At 71.4% G+C, this 16,118-nt stretch carries 14 protein-coding genes and 2 pseudogenes; 7 read left to right on the plus strand and 9 right to left on the minus strand.

Annotated elements, in window-relative coordinates; translation table 11 throughout:
• Positions 1-298 precede the first annotated feature (298 nt).
• Positions 299-958, minus strand: a complete 660-nt coding sequence (ribA, locus tag RH94_RS15105) for a GTP cyclohydrolase II (RefSeq protein ID WP_073948114.1) — start codon at positions 956-958, stop codon at positions 299-301.
• 38 nt (positions 959-996) lie between these two features.
• On the opposite strand from ribA, the gene RH94_RS15110 reads away from it, so the two are divergent.
• Positions 997-1,779, plus strand: a complete 783-nt coding sequence (locus RH94_RS15110; protein ID WP_073948115.1) for a creatininase family protein — start codon at positions 997-999, stop codon at positions 1,777-1,779.
• Between the two features lie 167 nt (positions 1,780-1,946).
• Here the strand turns inward: RH94_RS15110 and RH94_RS43455 are convergent.
• The 5 genes and pseudogenes from RH94_RS43455 to RH94_RS15135 form a co-directional block, all read right to left on the minus strand.
• Positions 1,947-2,873 (minus strand): annotated as a pseudogene (locus RH94_RS43455) (lysylphosphatidylglycerol synthase transmembrane domain-containing protein); the annotation flags it as partial.
• Positions 2,870-3,928, minus strand: coding sequence for a trans-aconitate methyltransferase (locus tag RH94_RS15120; RefSeq protein WP_073948117.1), 1,059 nt, complete (start codon positions 3,926-3,928; stop codon positions 2,870-2,872). The gene RH94_RS15120 and the pseudogene RH94_RS43455, both read right to left, overlap by 4 nt.
• Positions 3,925-5,100, minus strand: coding sequence for a glycosyltransferase family 4 protein (locus RH94_RS15125; RefSeq protein ID WP_073948137.1), 1,176 nt, complete (start codon positions 5,098-5,100; stop codon positions 3,925-3,927). The genes RH94_RS15120 and RH94_RS15125 overlap by 4 nt, the downstream gene beginning before the upstream one ends.
• A gap of 14 nt (positions 5,101-5,114) precedes the next feature.
• On the minus strand, positions 5,115-5,513 hold the full coding sequence (locus RH94_RS15130) for a 6-pyruvoyl trahydropterin synthase family protein (protein ID WP_073948118.1): 399 nt from the start codon (positions 5,511-5,513) through the stop codon (positions 5,115-5,117).
• Between the two features lie 147 nt (positions 5,514-5,660).
• Entirely contained in the window at positions 5,661-6,638 is a 978-nt protein-coding gene (locus RH94_RS15135) for a zinc-dependent alcohol dehydrogenase (RefSeq protein ID WP_073948119.1), read from the minus strand.
• Positions 6,639-6,748: 110 nt separating this feature from the next.
• On the opposite strand from RH94_RS15135, the gene RH94_RS15140 reads away from it, so the two are divergent.
• Positions 6,749-7,642 carry a CDP-alcohol phosphatidyltransferase family protein gene (locus RH94_RS15140; RefSeq protein ID WP_234425789.1) on the plus strand — a complete coding sequence of 298 codons (894 nt, stop codon included), beginning with the start codon at positions 6,749-6,751 and terminating at the stop codon, positions 7,640-7,642.
• A gap of 51 nt (positions 7,643-7,693) precedes the next feature.
• Positions 7,694-8,009: pseudogene (locus tag RH94_RS43460) on the plus strand (coagulation factor 5/8 type domain-containing protein); the annotation flags it as partial.
• A 78-nt stretch (positions 8,010-8,087) separates the two neighbouring features.
• Here RH94_RS43460 and RH94_RS15145 read toward each other — a convergent pair.
• From RH94_RS15145 to RH94_RS15155, 3 genes are all read right to left on the minus strand, one after another.
• Positions 8,088-8,552, minus strand: coding sequence for a hypothetical protein (locus RH94_RS15145; protein WP_234425790.1), 465 nt, complete (start codon positions 8,550-8,552; stop codon positions 8,088-8,090).
• 183 nt (positions 8,553-8,735) lie between these two features.
• A complete protein-coding gene (locus RH94_RS15150; protein WP_073948121.1) occupies positions 8,736-10,550 on the minus strand; it encodes an alpha/beta hydrolase in 1,815 nt (604 codons plus the stop codon).
• 9 nt (positions 10,551-10,559) lie between these two features.
• Entirely contained in the window at positions 10,560-11,021 is a 462-nt protein-coding gene (locus tag RH94_RS15155; RefSeq protein WP_073948122.1) for a hypothetical protein, read from the minus strand.
• A 594-nt stretch (positions 11,022-11,615) separates the two neighbouring features.
• On the opposite strand from RH94_RS15155, the gene RH94_RS46650 reads away from it, so the two are divergent.
• The 4 genes from RH94_RS46650 to RH94_RS15175 all read left to right on the plus strand — a co-directional run bounded on the left by RH94_RS46650 (position 11,616) and on the right by RH94_RS15175 (position 15,762).
• Positions 11,616-12,128 carry a protein kinase family protein gene (locus RH94_RS46650; protein ID WP_199880961.1) on the plus strand — a complete coding sequence of 171 codons (513 nt, stop codon included), beginning with the start codon at positions 11,616-11,618 and terminating at the stop codon, positions 12,126-12,128.
• Between the two features lie 92 nt (positions 12,129-12,220).
• Entirely contained in the window at positions 12,221-12,508 is a 288-nt protein-coding gene (locus RH94_RS41390; protein ID WP_199880962.1) for a hypothetical protein, read from the plus strand.
• A 323-nt stretch (positions 12,509-12,831) separates the two neighbouring features.
• The gene (gene betT / locus RH94_RS15170; RefSeq protein WP_073948125.1) at positions 12,832-15,108 is read left to right on the plus strand and encodes a choline BCCT transporter BetT; all 2,277 of its coding nucleotides are present in this window, start codon (positions 12,832-12,834) and stop codon (positions 15,106-15,108) included.
• Positions 15,109-15,486: 378 nt separating this feature from the next.
• The gene (locus tag RH94_RS15175; protein WP_073948126.1) at positions 15,487-15,762 is read left to right on the plus strand and encodes a hypothetical protein; all 276 of its coding nucleotides are present in this window, start codon (positions 15,487-15,489) and stop codon (positions 15,760-15,762) included.
• Positions 15,763-16,118: the final 356 nt, after the last annotated feature.

Consider the following 16,118-nt stretch of genomic DNA (forward strand, 5'->3'; position numbering starts at 1 on the left):
GCTGCTGGTGCTCGCCGGGGTGGCCGCGGCGGGGGCGGTGGTGGGACGTGCCCTGCCGGGGCGTTGCGGGGCGGTGGCCGACGAGCGCCGTGGGGTGCGGGGCCGGGGCCGTGTCTCCGCACGGACATGAGGTCTGCTGTCCGGGCAGCGGCCCCACGCGTCGTCCGGCCCGTGGTCCGGCAGGCGGGGCAGCGGGCGCGGCGCCGCGGACCGGCCGGCGCCGGGCGGGCCGACGTCCCGAAGGGTACGCGGCCCGGGTACGGGACGCCTGCGACCGCGCCGACCCGGGTCTGCGCGTTCAGGACAGGTGCGCCACCGCGTCCAGGTGGGGCAGGTGGTGGTCCAGCCGCTCCCGCTTGGTGCGCAGGTAGGTGATGTTGCTCTCGCACGGCGGGATCAGCAGCGGGACCTGCTCGGTGACCTGGACGCCGTGCCGTACCAGCGACTCGCGCTTGCGCGGGTTGTTGGACATCAGCCGCACCGAGCGCACGCCCAGGTCGCGCAGCATCTCCGCGGCGACGCCGTAGTCGCGGGCGTCCACGGGCAGACCGAGGGCGAGGTTGGCCTCGACGGTGTCCAGGCCCTCCGCCTGCAGGGCCATCGCCCTCAACTTGGCGAGCAGGCCTATGCCCCGGCCCTCGTGCCCCCTCAAGTAGACGACGACACCGCTGCCTTCGGCGACGACGGCGCGCAGCGCGGCGGCGAGCTGGTCACCGCACTCGCAGTGCTGCGAGCCGAAGGCGTCCCCGGTCAGGCACTCCGAGTGCAGCCGGACCAGAACCCGGTCGGTGCCGATGTCCCCGTGGACCAGGGCCACTTGTTCGTCACCGCGGTCGTGGTCCAGGTAGCCGACCGCCTGGAATTTCCCGTACACGGTGGGCAGAGGTGCATTCACGACGCGCTCCACGCCCGTGCGCCGGGGGGACTTCTTGCCGAGTACGCCGAGGTTTTCTGTCATGATCTGGATCCTAAGCAGAGACGAAAGGCCGGAAAAAAATGAGTGGTTCGGGAACACGACCGACGGCATATGGTGTGTTGCCGGCGGACACGACGCAAGACGTACGGGCGCGGGGAGCGGACCTCTCACGGCAGGTGGCGGTCCTGCCGGTGGGCAGTTTCGAACAGCACGGTCCGTTCCTTCCGCTGGCGACCGACACGCTGGTCGCCTGTGCCGTGGCCCGCCGGATCGCCGGCGCGTACCCGGTGCACCTCCTCCCACCGGTGACGATCTCGTGCTCGCACGAGCACGCGGCCTGGCCGGGGACCGTCAGCATCTCTTCCGTGACCCTTCATTCGGTGGTGCGGGACATCGCGGACTCACTGCGCCGCTCCGGTGTCGAGGCCCTGGTGGTCGTCAACGGTCACGGCGGGAACTACGTGCTGGGCAACGTGGTTCAGGAGTCCTCCGCGCGCGGTGAGCGCATCGCGCTGTTCCCGGCCGTGGAGGACTGGGAGACGGCCCTCGGACGGGCCGGGGTGCGCACCTCTCCACTCACCGACATGCACGCGGGGGAAATCGAGACCTCCATTCTTCTGCACGCTCATCCTGAAATGGTCCGGGCCGGTTACGAGTCCGCCGATTTCACCGCGGACGACCGGCGTCATCTGCTCACCGCCGGAATGTCCGCCTATACCGAATCGGGCGTCATCGGCCGTCCTTCCCTGGGCTCCGCGGAAAAGGGGAAGGAACTGCTGGACAGCCTCACGGATTCCTTCGCCCCGTACTTCTCGCTGCTCACGTCGGAGGACGGGAAGCTGCCGGAGAGCGGGCGCGGGTAGGCGCCGTCGGGTGCGCCGTGGGGTGCGCCGCCGGGTTCCGGGGCCGGTCCGGCGGTACGGGACCCGGCGCGCACCCCCGCGTACCAGCGGGCGACGAGGACGAGCGCGCCCGGCAGGCTCGCCACGAAGCTCAGCACCCCGTACACCACGGCCACGGCCAGTCCGGTGCTCGCGCCGAGCCCGGCCGCGCCGAAGGCCCACGCGGTGACGCCCTCGCGGGGGCCGAACCCGCCGACGTTCAGCGGCAGTCCCATCGCCAGCAGCGCGAGGACCGCCAGCGGGAGCAGCACGAGCACCGGGGCGGTGGCGCCGGCGATGTGCGCGGCCACCACGAACATCGCGACGTGCCCGGTCAGGACGGTGAGCGAGGAGAGGGCGACGCCCGGCCCGTTGCGGCGGGACAGCAGTCCCTCGCGTGCCTCGCCGAGGGTCCGGCGCAGGGTCCGGCCCCGGCGGGAGGGTGCCCGGTTCATGCGCAGGGCGAGGACGACGGCGAGCGTGCCGGCGGCCGCGAGGGCGAACAGCGGCGCGAGGTGCCGGGTCTCGTCGCGCACCGGTGACGGCAGGGCGAGCAGCACGGCGACACCGGTGACGGCCAGGGCGATCTGCCCGGCGACCCGTTCGAGGACCACGGCCCGCACGCCGCGTCCCATGTCTCCGGCGCTCCGCCCGTGCCGTACCGCCCGGTGCACGTCGCCCAGGACCCCGCCGGGCAGCGCCGCGTTCAGGAACAGCGCACGGTAGTAGTCGGCTACGGCCGGGCCGAGCGGCAGCCGGATGCGCAGGCCGCGGGCCACCAACTGCCAGCGCCAGGCGCTGAACACGGTGGTGACCAGGCCGATGCCCAGTGCCGTGAGCAGCGTGGGCGCGTCGATCCGGCGCAGCCCCTCCAGGAAGACGCCGGTGCCCAGCCGCCACACCAGGACGGCGAGGATGGCGACTCCGGCGACGGTGCCGAAGTGGGTGCGCAGGACGGGGGTGTTGAGACGGGAGAGCAGCGCGATCAGCGCACGCCCGCGGCCGGCCGGGCCGGCTCCGCCGGACTCCCCCGCGTCGGCGCGCACGAGGGGCACGTCCACCGTCTGCACGCTCATGCGGCACCGCCGGTCGGCCGGGACAGCGCCAGCAGGTCGCTGTGGTGGACGACGACGTCCAACTCCCCGGCGGCGCAGGCCTCCAGACGCTCGGCGAGGTAGCGGTCGGCGTGCGGCTTCAGCTCGGGGCGCTGCTCGACGGCCGCGCCGACCCAGCCGCGCAGCCACTGGGCGGTCAGTTCGCGCCGGTCGGGGCCGAGCCGCCAGGCACTCGGGTGCGTCCGTACGGTGGCGCCGTGCGCGGCGAAGGCCTCGCGGGCCACGTCGACCGCGTCGGGGCCGAGCAGGCCGGTGCGGCGCTGGTGGGCGTTGAACGCCTCGGTGATCTCGGCGTCCAGCGGGTCGGCCGGGGTGATCTCGACCCGGCCCACCACCGACAGGGTCAGCAGCGCGGGGCAGCCGGCTCCGGCGCAGGCGGCGGCGAGGGTGTCGACCTCCTCGCGGGTGAGCACGTCCAGCAGGGCGGAGGCCGTCACCAGCGAGGCGCCGACCAGGGCGTCCGGGGTCAGCCGGGCCACGTCGCCGCGCCGCGTCTCCACGGTGACCCGGCTGCCGTCGGCGGCGGCGCGCGGGGAGGCGACGGCGGCGAAGTGCAGCAGGTAGGGGTCGCGGTCGTGCAGGATCCAGTGCTGGGCGCCGTCGAGCCGGGGGGCGAGCCAGCGGCCCATCGAGCCGGTGCCGCAGCCCAGGTCGTGCACGACGAGTCCGCCGTGCCGGTGGGGCAGGTTGGCGAGCCTGATCCGCAACGGGTCGAGCAGGTCCGCCGCCCGTGCGGCGGCGTCGGCCACCTCCCTGAGCTGCAGCCACTCGGGGGCGTACCGGGGCGGTTCCTCGGCCTCGCCCTCCCGGAGCCGTACAGTGGCCCGCTCCCCGGGCCGCTGCGCGGGTCCGGCGCCCGGGATCACGTGGTCGGGCCCGTGTCCGGCGTCCGGGGTCACGGCGTCGGGGCCGGGCTCGGCGGCCGGGGCCGCGTCCGGTACGTCGCGCGGTCCCGGCTGGGCCGGGATGGAGCCGCCCAGCCGGTCGGAGCCGGTCGGAGCCGTCGTCTTCCTCATGCCGCCCTCCGGGGTTCCTTCGGCAGCCGGCCGAGGACGCCGGCCAGGCTGCGGGCGGTGTTCGCCCAGCCGTCGAGCGCGGCGCGGCGGCCCCTGGCGGCGGCCTTGAGGCGGCGCCGCACGTCGGCCTCGCCGAACCAGCCGCGCAGTTCGGCGGCGAGGGCGGCGGGGTCCTCCGGGGGGACGAGGATGCCGGGCACCCCGCCGTCGGGGGCGCGGCCGACCGCCTCGGGGACGCCGCCGACGTCCGTGGCGAGCACGGGGATGCCGCGCGCCAGGGCCTCGGTGACCGCCATGCCGTACGTCTCGGCGTAGGAGGCGAGGACCATGAGGTCGGCGGTGGCGTAGCTGGCGTCGAGTTCGGCTCCGGCCTGCGGTCCGACCAGGTGGAAACGGTCCTGCAGACCGTGTTTCCCGATCAGGTCGCGCAACTCGGCGACGTAGGCGGGGTCCTGGGTGAGCGCGCCGACGCAGGTGCAGGTCCACGGCAGTTCGGTGACCGCGGCCAGCGCCTCCACCAGCCGGTGCTGGCCCTTGCGCGGGGTGACCGCGGCGACGCACAGCAGCCGCGAGACCCCGTCGGTGCCGGGGGCGAGCGGCGCGATGTCGGCGCCGGGGGTGGCGACGTGCACCCGGTCGGGGGCGAGCCCGTGGTGGGAGACGAGCCGGCGCACGGCCCAGTCGCTGGTGGCGACGACGGCGGGCACCGCCCGCAGCACCTCGCGTTCGCGCGCGTCCAGCTCCGCGGCCACGGCCGGGTCGAGCCCGGTCTCGTCACCGAGCGGCAGGTGCACGAGGACGGCCATCCGCAGCCGCTCGGCCTCGGGGACGACGATCTCGGGGACGCCGCAGGCCACCAGCCCGTCGAGGAGGACGACGGCGCCGTCCGGCAACTCCCGCAGGACGCGGGCGAGTTCACTGCGGGCCTGGGCTCCCGGCCGGGGCCAGTGACCGTCCACGGCGTGCGGCTGGACCTGCCAGCCGAAGCCGGACAGGTCGAGGGTGACGCGGCGGTCGTAGGCGTTGCCGCCGCTCGGCGTGGCCGGGTCGTCGACGCCGCCCGGCAGGACGAAGTGCACGGTGCGCAAGGACATGGGGATGATCCCGAAGTTCTCCGAGGCCGCACGCTGGGCGGGCACGTAGGCGAGGGACGAGCCCCGGCGGATGGTCATGGCGGTCGGCTCGGTCACAGCGCACGCTCGTAACTCGCCCAGGCGATGTGCGACTCGTGGAGCGTGACGGTGAGGCCGGCCAGGCCCTTGGCGTTCTCGCCCAGGGCGCCCTTGTGGATGCGCTCGGCGAGCCGGTCGGCGATGACCTTGGCCAGGAACTCCGTGGAGGTGTTGGTCCCGGCGAAGTCGGGTTCGCTGTCGAGGTTGCGGTAGTTCAGCTCGCTGACGACCGCGCCCAGTTCCTGCGTGGCCAGGCCGATGTCGACGACGATGTTGTCGTCGTCCAACTGCTCGCGCCGGAAGGTGGCGTCCACGAGGTACGTGGCTCCGTGCAGCCGCTGCGCGGGCCCGAAGACCTCGCCGCGGAAGCTGTGGGCGATCATGAGGTGATCGCGGACGGTGATGCTGAACAACGGACGACCCTCCAGGTGCGGCGCGTCTGGTCCTCCGGCTGGTCCCTGCCGGTGGATGCCGTGTAGTACGGCTCTTTGCTGCCCGTTGTTCAGCCGTCTCTCACTCTTTTCTGAGGTCAGGCGCTCTTGCCGTGGGGGCGTGAACGGTCATGCGGCGTACCTGACCCGGTGGCACAGTGCGGGAATCTCCCCGGAGGCGAGCTTCGGCATGACCTCCGGCAGTTCCTCGAACGCGCTCTCCCCGGTGATGAGGGCGTCCAGCGCGGGGTCGGCGAGCAGGTCGAGGGCGAGGGCCAGCCGGTCGGCGTAGCCGCGGCCGGCGCGGCGGGCCGGGGAGACGGTGCCGACCTGGCTGCTGCGGATGACCAGCCGGCGGGAGTGGAAGTCCTCGCCCAGCGGGAGGGCGACGCGCCGGTCGCCGTACCAGCTCAGTTCGAGGACGATGCCCTCGGCGGTGAGCAGTTCGAGCGCGCGGGCCAGTCCCCGCTCGGTGGCGCTGGCGTGCACGACGAGGTCGCACTCGCCGAGCGCGTCGGCGGGCAGGGCGAAGCCGACGCCGAGCGCGTCCGCGACCTCGGCGCGGGCGGGGTCGGCGTCCACCAACTGCACGCGCACACCGGGGAACCGGGCCAGCAGGGCGGCCACCGAGCAGCCGACCATGCCCCCGCCGACCACGGCGATCCGGTCGCCGACCAGGGGGGCAGCGTCCCACAGCGCGTTGACGGCGGTCTCGACGGTGCCGGCGAGCACGGCCCGCCCGGCCGGCACGTTCTCCGGCACGCGGGTCACGGCGCTCGCCGGGACGACGTAACGGCTCTGGTGCGGGTGGAGGCAGAAGACGGTCTGCCCGGCCAGTTCCCCAGGGCCCTCCTCCACCACGCCGACGCTGAGGTAGCCGTACTTCACCGGCCCCGGGAAGTCGCCCTCCTGGAACGGCGCCCGCATGGCGGTGTGCTGGCTCTCGGGCACCTGTCCGCGGAACACCAGCGTCTCCGTGCCGCGGCTGACTCCGGAGTACAGCGCCCGGACGACCACGTCGCCCTCCGCGGGTTCCGGAAGGTCCACCTGGCGTATCTCGCCCTGTCCCGGCGAGGCGAGCCAGAAGGCGCGGGCGGAGCTTTTCATCAGGAGTCCTCCTGAACGATCGGGAAGTTGTTCACGTACCGAGGTGTGCACAGGCCGCGCACAACGTACGCGGCGTTGATCGACTCTGTCACTCGGCCGGAGGATGTTCCGTGGCCCTGAACAACCATTACGACGCGAGGCTGGTCCAGCAGGAGACCGCGGTGGGAGCGGGCGTACAGATCCTGTTGCTGGCCCTGCTCGGCACGGCGATCGGCATGGGGCCGGCGGGCTGGGTGACCGGCCTGGTCTTCACGGTCGCGACCTGGGCGGTGCTCTCCCGGGCGCTGCACCGGTCGCAGCTGCGCTCCTTCGGCCCGGCGAACCGGGTCACCCTGGGCCGGGCCATCCTCGTCGGCGGTGTGACGGCGCTGGTCGCGGACTCCTTCGTGAGCGCACCGCCGGTGTCGCTGCTGGTGGGCCTGACGGCGGTGGCGCTGATCCTGGACGGCGTCGACGGCAAGGTGGCCCGCCGCACGGGCACCTCCACCGCACTCGGGGCCCGCTTCGACATGGAGGTCGACGCGTTCCTGATCCTGGTGCTCAGCGTGTACGTCTCGACGAGCCTCGGCCCGTGGGTGCTGCTGATCGGCGGCATGCGGTACGTCTTCGTCGCCGCCGCCCGCGTACTGCCCTGGCTGAACGCGCCGTTGCCGCCGAGCACCGCGCGCAAGACGGTCGCCGCGCTCCAGGGCGTCTGCCTGCTGCTGGCCGGCTCCGGCCTGCTGCCCCTGGTGGCCAACTTCGGTGTGGCACTGCTGGCGTTGGGCCTGCTGGTGTGGTCGTTCGGACGGGACGTGCTGTGGCTGTGGCGGACCTCTCGGGTACGGGTGACGTCCGTGGCGGAGGTGGTGCAGACGCCGGTGGAGGAGCGTGCCGGGGAAGCACCGGAGGTGCCCGCCGCTGCGCCGACGGTGAGGGCCGTGGTGCCGTCGCCGGAGATGCCCGCCCAGAGGTGGCAGGAGACGCCGGTGGAGGAGATCCTTCAGGCCACGCGAGCCGCGTGACCTCCGGACGGCGCGTTCACGGGTGACGGACCGGTCGCCGGGACCGCGGCCCTCCGGCGGGCGCCCAGCAGCTACGGCGGGGTGAGCGACGGCCACATCGTCGACAGCCGCATCGACGGCCGGGCCGGCCCGTACTCGCGGCAGCAGTGGCACCCGCGAGTGGTACACCCACGACAGCGCCGTCGGCAGTCGGCTGGGCGGCATGGGGAACATAGTGTTCTCCGGCGTCGAGGGCGCGCCCGCACAGAGTTTCCCCGGACCGCCGTACACCGTCCTCGGCATCAATCCCGTCTCCCGCGAAAAGCCCTTTCCTCCGCCTCAGCGCTTGAGGTGGGGCGGAGGACCTCATGGTCCCGCAAGGCCGATCCTGCCTTCTCCGCCCGGCGCGGACGAAACCTTGCGACCGAGCCGATGAGCTGGAGAGGGACGGGGGTCATCCGACGGATCAGAAGCGTTCGATCTTCTCACCGTCGGGAATCTTGTAACAGCCGGACACGACAGTAAGGCTCAGCTTCGGCGGATCGTTCTTCGCCATCTGGACAATATTGACGCTGAACTTTTTCTGATCGTTGTCGGCCGTGAGATTGATGTTCTTGTTCTTGCTGGTGTCCGGCCCGTACTCGACGATCTTCCAGCCGCGCTTGGGAAGATTTGCCCTGAGCTGCGCCATCGCCTTGTCCAGCTCGCTGGCCAATGCGGGGTAGAAGCTCCAAGGGTGGAAAATCTGAAAGTACTTCTCCCGATCTCTTCCCGAACATTCCGTCACCCCTGGACGACTGTCGGACGCCCTTCCCTTGACGCCGATCATGTCGTAGAGCTCACTGGAGACCTTCTCCGTCTCGTCGGCGGCATCGAGCGAGGTGCTCGTGCCCGCAAGCGGAATGCTGCCGGAATCATTGGTGTCGTTCATGCTGCATCCAGTGAGAGTCGCGAAGGTGAGGGACACGAGGAGCGCGGGGATACTCAGTTTGATTTTCAAGTCGATGGGCCTCGGCAGATCGGACCGGCATACGGGCCGGTCATGTGGTCGGATACATTGCGGATCGGTCGCCGAAGAGAAACGGACCTAAGCCTGTGGGAGCGGTCATCACTCCTACTTCACATGCGCCCAGCGATCCAGTGGCTCCTTCAGCTTCACATCCTCCTCATGGCCGGCAACGACGTAGCCTTGGTTCCGCAAGCTCTGCGTGCCCTCCTTCCAGTAGTCGCTGTGGCCTTCGGTGTCCGTGGCCATCTGGTTGGCGCCGAAGCGTTCGTCACTGGGGATGGTCCACGGACCGTCCCAGTCGGTCCCACCGTGCCCGAACCGGCCGATGTCCGGAACGAGGTCCCAATCGGCCTCCTGGTTCCAGACATGCCCCTTGGGGACGTCCAGTTGCTCGGCCTTGGGAACCTGAACGCCGGGGCTGCCCGCAAGGATGATGTCGTCCGCGTTCAGATTGCCCTGACGAGCCGCCGAGCCAATGAGGGTCGTTCCGTACGAGTGACCGATCGCGGTGCGGTGCGGTTCCGAGTCACCGGTGTGCGACGCGTCGAGTCCGTCCATGAACCGGTTGAACGCCGGAGCACCGTCGTCCGCGTAGTGGCTGAACGGCGAGTCCTTGACGATGTTCTGGGGCGCGTCGTACCCGAGCCAGGTAATCGTGGAGACGGGTTTGCCGTCGGCCGAATCGGTGGCCACGTTCCACACGTTGACCATCCGGTTGATGTCCCCGCCGATGCTGCTCAGATTCGATGTCGTTCCCGGTACGTACACCGCTTGGTGAACCGCCGTGTCCGGGTTCCCGTTGGCGACAATGGCCCGGCCGTTTCCCTCCGCGCTGAAGCCCAACAAGTACGCCTCGGGGAGGCTTTTCCTGCCAGTCGCGTCGAAGCGATCCTGGATGCTCTGCATTCCCTTGAGGGACTTGGTGAGGTGCTCGTACCGGTCTCCGTACTTGTTGTGCCACTCCATCCACTCGTCGGTGTGCACCTTGGACGGATACGGACCCGATGTGATCCACGTCCATTCGTTGAGCGGCGGCTTCGGGATCGAGTCCAGCTCCAGTCGGAGCTGGGACCGCGTCTCGTCGAACACGATCCGGTTGGCCTCGTCCCGGACCGTGGACGGCAGCCCGTCCAGCTTCCCCACCAGGTCGGGACTGGCGGCCATCCACGCCGCCTGCTCCTCCGGGCCGAGCCCCTTCCACCATGCCGCGTTGTCCTTCGGGCTGCCCTCCTCGGGAGGCTGCGGGAGGGAGGCGAGGTAGTCCTTGCCCGCGTCACGCACACCGCCCATGTCCGAGCGCGCGTCCTTCCAGTCCCGGTCGGACACCACCAGGTCGTCGTCGGCCTTCAACGCCCGCAGCTTCGGAGCCCACTTCGCGTCCGCGTCCGTGGCCTCCTTCAGCGCGTCGGCGATGCGGTTCGCGAACTCCACAGCCCTGCCGTAGTTCGGGTTCGGGTGCAGGGTGACCGCCTGGCGCTCGACCGCTGAGGCGGTCGGGTCCGTGGGGCTGCCCGAACTGGACACGGTCCCGCCCTCCGGGACCTTGCCGTCGGTCCCGGTGCCGCCCGCCGGATAGGTCACCGACCCGTCCGCGCCCACCGTGCAGCCGCTCGCCCGCGCGTCCTCCAGAGCCGCCTCCAGCTTCCGCTTCGCCGCCGCCATGTCGAAGGCGAGACCGTTCAGCGCGGTGCTCACCAGTCCGCACTCGGTCTGCACGTAGTGGAAGTTCTTCGACAGCTCCTGCAACTCCCGCAGAGCGGCCGTCGCCGCCTCGCCCTTGAGACGGTTGCGGATCGCCGCGCAGATCTGGTTGTCGACGGTGTCCTTGGCCGCACTGGCCATGTCACCCGTCGAACGGTACCCGTCCGCGGCCTCCTCGTACTCGGCCGGCTCGAAGGCCTTCAACGTCGCGAGGTCCATGACCGAGGATCACTTCCCCTTCGCCTGGCCGCCGACGGCCTCGGTGTCCTGGTACTTCACCTTCAGCGCGTCCAGTTCCTGCTTGAGCGCCGAGTCGGGTTTCGCGAGGTCGTGCCCCGCCTGCTCCAGCAGCCCGCCCAGCACACCGCAACGGCTGCTCACCCCGGTCACGTACTTCTTCCAGGAGTCGTACAACTCCTTCTGCACCGCCGCCGACTGGCAGCCACTCGTGTCCCCCAGGCCCGCCTGCCCGTTCTCCAACGTCGTCAGTGCCTTGCCGATGCCGTCCTTCAGCCCTTTGACATCCTCGCCCGCCTTCGCCCACGCCCTCTTGCCCGACTTCAGATCGGCCGAGGCCGCTCCCCCCGGAGAACCCTGTCCCTGATCCGCCGGAAACTGGTTGAGCTGCATCTGCGTCGAACCGCGTGCCGCCGCATCGGCCTTGAGCCGCTCCCACTCGTCCCAAGCCATGCGCTGTTCCTCCCCGTTGTCCAGCTGTCGGCGCTTCGGCCGACGCGCCATGATTCCCAAGTTCGCGCGGCGAAATCAAACGGTTCCGTCGGCGGGATGCGGAACTCGATGCCGAGGATCGCGCGGACCTCGTCGTCCGGAGGACGGAGCGCGGTCCGGCCCGGACATGCAGGTCGTACCTGCCGGAGGTGCCGGCCCCGTGGGTGGCGCGCGTGAGCAGGGCGTGCGGGGCGGTCCGCCTGTCCGCGGCACCACAGGCCGCCCAGCCGCAGCGGCAGTGCGGCCGATCGCTTTCCGGGCCCGCGGGAACGGGCCCGCCCCTCCCCCGTCGCGGGAGAGGGGCGGGCGCGCACAAGAGCTACCGGACCGGGGACGGAAGCATGCCCGGGGCGGGCGCGTACCCGGTGCCGCGCGCGGTGATCGCGCTGCCGGCGGGCCCGTCGGTGCCGCTCCACGTCGGCCGGCAAATCTGGGTGCTGCAATGATCCGAACCGGACGGCCCGGAGCGCAAGTCCGTGCTGTTCATGGACACGGCGACGGACGCGGGGCCGAGCACGGGGCCGGGCGCGGCGGCGCCAGGCACGGGGAGAGGCGGTGACCGCGCGTGCACGGGGCGGAAGCCGGTCCGCCTCCCCGGGCTGGGAGAGGATCACGCCGCTCGCCCTGGGTGCGTGGCGGGCGTTCGCGGAGAGCCCGGACGCGTGCGAGGGCGAACCCGGGGCGCGCGGGCCGGCCCGGATCACACACCCTGTGATCCGGGCCGTTTCCGTGTCCCGGCAGCGGTTCGCGCAGGAGATCGAGGTACTCAAGACCATCTGGGGTCCGCGCATCGCGGCCTTCCTTGGGGCCGACCTGGAAGCGGAGCGGCCGTGGCCGGCCACCGAGTACGTCGACGGACCCGACCTCGCCCGTCACGTGACGGAGCGCGGACCGCTCCCGTCGGTCCTCGCCGCCGCGCTCGGTGCGATCCTCCGTCTGCGACACCCCCGGCACGGACTGGTTGGCGTACACGTGCAGCTCAACCGCCTCCGCCTCCAAGTTCGCCGCATCGCGGAAGACGTTCGTAACTCCCATGATCCGCGGCAGCTCGACGAGGCCACCAGGTGATGCCCGGCGAGCACCGACGCACGGGCTCTGCCCACTCACTGAATGGCTTCGGCATAGTCATGAAGGGCCTGTGCAACAGGGTGGCTCGAACGGTGTCGGGTGATCCGTCGCACGGAGTGCTGGACGAGCCGGACGCAGCGGCCGGCACCAGTGGTGACGGCGGTGTCGAGCGCGGTGCGGGCGTCGGCGGCCGCCGTGTCGAGCAGTCGGCCCGGCGCCCCTCCGCAGGCACCCGCGCCCACCGCAGCGCCCGGTCGACCTGCCGCATCGAGGACGCCGGGGAGGGGCTGAAGCGGGGGCTCGGCTCGCCGGTCCTCCGCCGGTCCTCCGGGAGAGCGACGGCTCCACGCTCGCCCGCGAGGCGCTGGAGCACCGGCTGATCCCCTCCCCACGCGGCAGTAACCGACTGGTACGACCAAATCCGGCTCAACGGTGAGATAGGGCACATTCCGCCCGCCGGATATGACACCGTCAATCACTACCCGAGGACCACGAAAGCCCAGGTCACAGGCAACATCTGAGAGCTCTGCCGCCCCGGAGCGACTCACGGAGATCACTTCGTTAGGTGTACTAACATAACTAAGTGGGCTCCATGCCAGGGTGCCCACTCTGCACGGCCTCCCCCATCCCTTCGGATCGAGGCCGCGGACGTCTGCCCACGCCGACGCCCGCCCGAACTCGTCGCCGACAGGAGGAGGACCGTATGCCCGAAGCCGTAGACACGACCCGCCCCGGGGGCGAGCTCCCGAAGGCCCCGATCGAACGCCGCCACCTCGGCGGCACCGAACGGCGTCGCCACGGCCAGGAGGCCGAGAACCGTCCTCCCGTCTCCAGCCAGGAGCTCAGCAAGGCCCCCGCGGAACTCATCGAGGAGCCCGGCCCCAAGGTCAACTGGCGCGTCTTCCTCATCGCCTCGGCCGTCATCGTCACCTTCTCCCTCTGGGCCATGTTCGCGCCCGGGCACGCCGCCGGCACCATGCGCGCCATGGTGGCCTGGATCGCGGAGAACCTCGGCTGGTTCTACGTCCTGACCGTCACCGTGGTGATCGTGTTCGTCCTCTGGGTCGCGCTGTCCAAGCAGGGCTCCGTCCGGCTCGGCCCCGACCACTCCCGGCCGCAGTACAAGCTCTTCACCTGGGTGGCCATGCTGTTCGCCGCCGGTGTGGGCATCGACATGCTCTTCTACTCCGTCACCGGGCCCATCAGCCAGTACATGGCTCCGCCGGCGGGCGAGGGCCAGACGGCCGCGGCAGCCCAGGACGCCGTGGTCTGGACCATGTTCCACTACGGTGTGGCCGGCTGGGCGATGTACTCGCTGCTCGGCATGGCCATGGGCTACTTCGCCTACCGCTGGGGCATGCCGCTGTCCATCCGGGCCGCCCTGTACCCCCTGCTCGGCAAGCGCGTCCGCGGCGGGATCGGCGACACCATCGACATCGTCACCCTGGTCGGCACCGTCTTCGGCGTCGCCACCTCCATGGGCATCGGCGTCGTGCTGCTGAACGTCGGCTTCTCCCTGCTGTTCGGCCTCCCGGAGGGCCTGGCCCTGCAGATCGCGCTGGTGGTGGTGGCCGTGGTCATGACCATCGCCGCCTGCACCTCGGGCCTGGACAAGGGGATCCGGCTGATCTCCGAGCTGAACATCTGGGGCGCGGCGGCCATGCTGCTGTACATCCTGGTGACCGGACAGTCGGCGTTCCTGCTCAACGCGCTGGTGGAGAACATCGGCCGGTTCGTCTTCTCGCTGCCGGACCGGACCCTGCAGACCTTCGCCTACGAGGAGGGGGGCTCCGGGTGGATGGCCGGCTGGACCCTGTTCTTCTGGGCGTTCTGGCTGGCCTGGGGCCCGTTCGTGGGCCTGTTCCTCGCCCGCATCTCCCGCGGCCGGACCCTGCGCGAGTTCGTCATCGCCGCCGTCACCGCCCCGGTGCTCTGCGACTTCCTGATCGTGAGCATCTTCGGCAACAGCGCCATGCGCCAGGTCCTGGACGGGAACAAGGAGTTCGCCCAGCAGGCCATGGACAGCCCGGAGAAGGGCTGGTACGCGCTGCTGGAGATGTTCCCCGGCGCCAGCTTCCTGATCGGCCTCGGCACACTGTCCGGATTGCTGTTCTACCTCACCAGCGCCAACTCCGGCGCCATGGTGATGTCCAACTTCTCCTCCTCGATCCCCAAGCCGTCGCAGGACGGGGCGAAGTGGCTGCGCGTCTTCTGGGCGGTGCTCACCGCGCTGCTGACCATCGCGATGCTGGTGGCCGGCGGGGTCACCACCATGGAGTACGCGACGCTCATCTTCGCCCTGCCGGTGACGGTCATCGCCTGGCTGGTGATGGCCTCCTTCTCCAAGGCCCTGCGCATGGAGCGGGCCGAGCGCGAGGGGCGGGTGCTGCGCCGGCAGTCGACGGCGGCGCACGGCGGCCACGTACCCGAGCGCACCTGGCGCCAGCGGCTGGAGCGGATGCGCTCCTACCCCTCGAAGAAGCAGGTGGCCCAGTTCATGGAGCGCACCGTGCAGCCGGCGCTGGCCGACGTGGCCCGCGAATTCGCGAAGCAGGGCCACCAGGCCACGCTGGACCCGGTCCCGGACGAGCACACCGGCATCGCCGGCCACGCGCTGGTGGTCACGATCCCCGAGCACCGCGACTTCCACTACCAGGTGCAGGCCGTCGAGGCCCCGGTGCCGATGTTCGGCGGACGCATGTCCCGCCAGACGGACGTCTACTACCGGGTCGAGGTGTTCACCCAGACCGGCTCCGAGGGCTACGACCTCATGGGCCTGTCCCCCCAGCAGGTGATCGACGACGTCCTGGACCGCTACGAGGCGCACCTGGGCTTCCTCGCCTACTCCACCGAGCACGACTACGCCTCGGTGCTCACGCCGCCGATCGCGACCGCCACGGGCGCCGTCCCGGTGGTGGAGCCCGCGGAGCCGCGGAACGACGCCGGTACGGACACAGCGGGCAGCGGGCCGAAGGCGTAGGCGCCGCTCCAGTCGTCGTCAAGGCGAACCTCGTCGTGCGCGTGCCCGAGGAGGTGGACTTCTCGCGGGCCGCTCCGGCTATGGACACCGCGCGCACGGCCTACCGCGCACTCGTGACGTTCGGCCGTGTCGAGGCCGGGCAGAGCGTGGGCGTCATCGGATACGGCGGACTCGGCTCGCCCGGTGCGCAGATCGCCAAGGGCGAGGTCGCCGGACGGGCTGTGGCGATTCTCCGAGCTGGGAGAAGCGCCGGCGCCGTACGGCACGGGCGGGGGCCCGGCCGGGACTTCCGCGTCCGGCCGGCCGCCTCCTCGAACCGCTCGCCGAGAACTTCCGCTGAACGGCGAGCCGCTCGACGAGTGGGGGCTGCGGGACCGCATGGCCCGCTTCGGGTACGCGTGGGCGCGCACCGCGCGGGAGAACCCGCGGCTCGCGCTGGAGGCTCTGTCGCGGTTCGTGGCGCTGCTGTCGTCCGCGCGGGACCCGGAGTCCGACGAGCGCCGGCCGCGTCCGCTGCTGCACATCGAGGCGCACCTGTGGGTCCGGCCGGTGGGGCGGGTACTGAGCGGGGTGGGCGCCCGGCCGGAGTTCCGCTGGTACGAGGACGAGCGGACCGTAGCGCGGCGCACCGCGCTCACCGCCGCGTCCGCCTGAGGATCTGTCGGACAGCGGCGAATGGCCGACGGCGGACTCGCGGCGGTGAGCGGAGCGCCGCCGCTCGGACCGGCAGGGCGCTTCGGGCCGCCCGGGTCGAGGAGGTGCTGGAGGCAGCGCAGGCCGCGTGACGTCACACGACTCCAAGAGGCCCGGATCACGGGGAACACGAGCCGGGCCCCTCACCGTTCCCCACACTGCGTCGAACGCCGCGGCGCGCAGACTTCGTGGCATCAGTGCCAAGCTCACGGTGAGGGCTCCTGCCACAGTGGACGGATACGTGTCGTGCCGCTGTCCCGGTCATTCCCGCCGCGGCAGCAGCCCGATCGCCGTGACCGGCACGGCGGCCAGCAGCA

The sequence above is a fragment of the Streptomyces kebangsaanensis genome, assembly GCF_001906585.1.
Classification (GTDB): Bacteria; Actinomycetota; Actinomycetes; order Streptomycetales; family Streptomycetaceae; genus Streptomyces; species Streptomyces kebangsaanensis.

What these genes read in the sequence shown, in the direction of transcription:
- RH94_RS15135 (WP_073948119.1), bottom strand. Translation starts at nt 6,638, where the DNA reads ATGAAAAGCTCCGCCCGCGCCTTCTGGCTCGCCTCGCCGGGACAGGGC.
- betT (WP_073948125.1), top strand. Translation starts at nt 12,832, where the DNA reads ATGCCCGAAGCCGTAGACACGACCCGCCCCGGGGGCGAGCTCCCGAAG.
- RH94_RS15110 (WP_073948115.1), top strand. Translation starts at nt 997, where the DNA reads ATGAGTGGTTCGGGAACACGACCGACGGCATATGGTGTGTTGCCGGCG.
- ribA (WP_073948114.1), bottom strand. Translation starts at nt 958, where the DNA reads ATGACAGAAAACCTCGGCGTACTCGGCAAGAAGTCCCCCCGGCGCACG.
- RH94_RS15175 (WP_073948126.1), top strand. Translation starts at nt 15,487, where the DNA reads ATGGCCCGCTTCGGGTACGCGTGGGCGCGCACCGCGCGGGAGAACCCG.
- RH94_RS15150 (WP_073948121.1), bottom strand. Translation starts at nt 10,550, where the DNA reads ATGGACCTCGCGACGTTGAAGGCCTTCGAGCCGGCCGAGTACGAGGAG.
- RH94_RS15120 (WP_073948117.1), bottom strand. Translation starts at nt 3,928, where the DNA reads ATGAGGAAGACGACGGCTCCGACCGGCTCCGACCGGCTGGGCGGCTCC.
- RH94_RS15155 (WP_073948122.1), bottom strand. Translation starts at nt 11,021, where the DNA reads ATGGCTTGGGACGAGTGGGAGCGGCTCAAGGCCGATGCGGCGGCACGC.
- RH94_RS15125 (WP_073948137.1), bottom strand. Translation starts at nt 5,100, where the DNA reads ATGACCATCCGCCGGGGCTCGTCCCTCGCCTACGTGCCCGCCCAGCGT.
- RH94_RS15145 (WP_234425790.1), bottom strand. Translation starts at nt 8,552, where the DNA reads ATGAACGACACCAATGATTCCGGCAGCATTCCGCTTGCGGGCACGAGC.